General features: G+C 51.8%; 1 rRNA gene. It reads left to right on the top strand.

Going from position 1 to position 1,199, the window contains the following annotated elements:
- A 23S ribosomal RNA gene (locus tag ABN236_RS19245) occupies positions 1 to 1,169 on the top strand; the annotation flags it as partial.
- Positions 1,170 to 1,199: the final 30 nt, after the last annotated feature.

Here is a 1,199-nt window from a genome sequence, read left to right on the forward strand (position 1 = left end):
GAGCCGAAGCCAGTCGAAGATACCAGCTGGCTGCAACTGTTTATTAAAAACACAGCACTGTGCAAACACGAAAGTGGACGTATACGGTGTGACGCCTGCCCGGTGCTGGAAGGTTAATTGATGGGGTTATCCGTAAGGAGAAGCTCTTGATCGAAGCCCCAGTAAACGGCGGCCGTAACTATAACGGTCCTAAGGTAGCGAAATTCCTTGTCGGGTAAGTTCCGACCTGCACGAATGGCGTAATGATGGCCAGGCTGTCTCCACCCGAGACTCAGTGAAATTGAACTCGCTGTGAAGATGCAGTGTACCCGCGGCAAGACGGAAAGACCCCGTGAACCTTTACTATAGCTTGACACTGAACATTGAGCCTTGATGTGTAGGATAGGTGGGAGACTATGAAGTGTGGACGCCAGTCTGCATGGAGTCAACCTTGAAATACCACCCTTTAACGTTTGATGTTCTAACCTAGGTCCATAATCTGGATCGGGGACCGTGTCTGGTGGGTAGTTTGACTGGGGCGGTCTCCTCCTAAAGAGTAACGGAGGAGCACGAAGGTTGGCTAAGCATGGTCGGACATCATGCGGTTAGTGCAAAGGCATAAGCCAGCTTGACTGTGAGAGTGACGGCTCGAGCAGGTACGAAAGTAGGTCTTAGTGATCCGGTGGTTCTGAATGGAAGGGCCATCGCTCAACGGATAAAAGGTACTCCGGGGATAACAGGCTGATACCGCCCAAGAGTTCATATCGACGGCGGTGTTTGGCACCTCGATGTCGGCTCATCACATCCTGGGGCTGAAGTAGGTCCCAAGGGTATGGCTGTTCGCCATTTAAAGTGGTACGCGAGCTGGGTTTAGAACGTCGTGAGACAGTTCGGTCCCTATCTGCCGTGGGCGTTGGAAGATTGAGAGGGGTTGCTCCTAGTACGAGAGGACCGGAGTGAACGCACCACTGGTGTTCGGGTTGTCATGCCAATGGCATTGCCCGGTAGCTAAGTGCGGAAGAGATAACCGCTGAAAGCATCTAAGCGGGAAACTTGCCTCGAGATGAGTCTTCCCTGTCACCTTGAGTGACCTAAAGGAACGTTTAAGACTAAGACGTTGATAGGCTGGGTGTGTAAGCGTAGCGATACGTTGAGCTAACCAGTACTAATGAACCGTGAGGCTTAACCTGACAACACCGAAGGTGTTTTGTCTGAGAGAC

The sequence above is a fragment of the Proteus sp. fly-1013 genome, from assembly GCF_040140245.1.
In the GTDB taxonomy this organism is placed as follows: domain Bacteria; phylum Pseudomonadota; class Gammaproteobacteria; order Enterobacterales; family Enterobacteriaceae; genus Proteus; species Proteus mirabilis_B.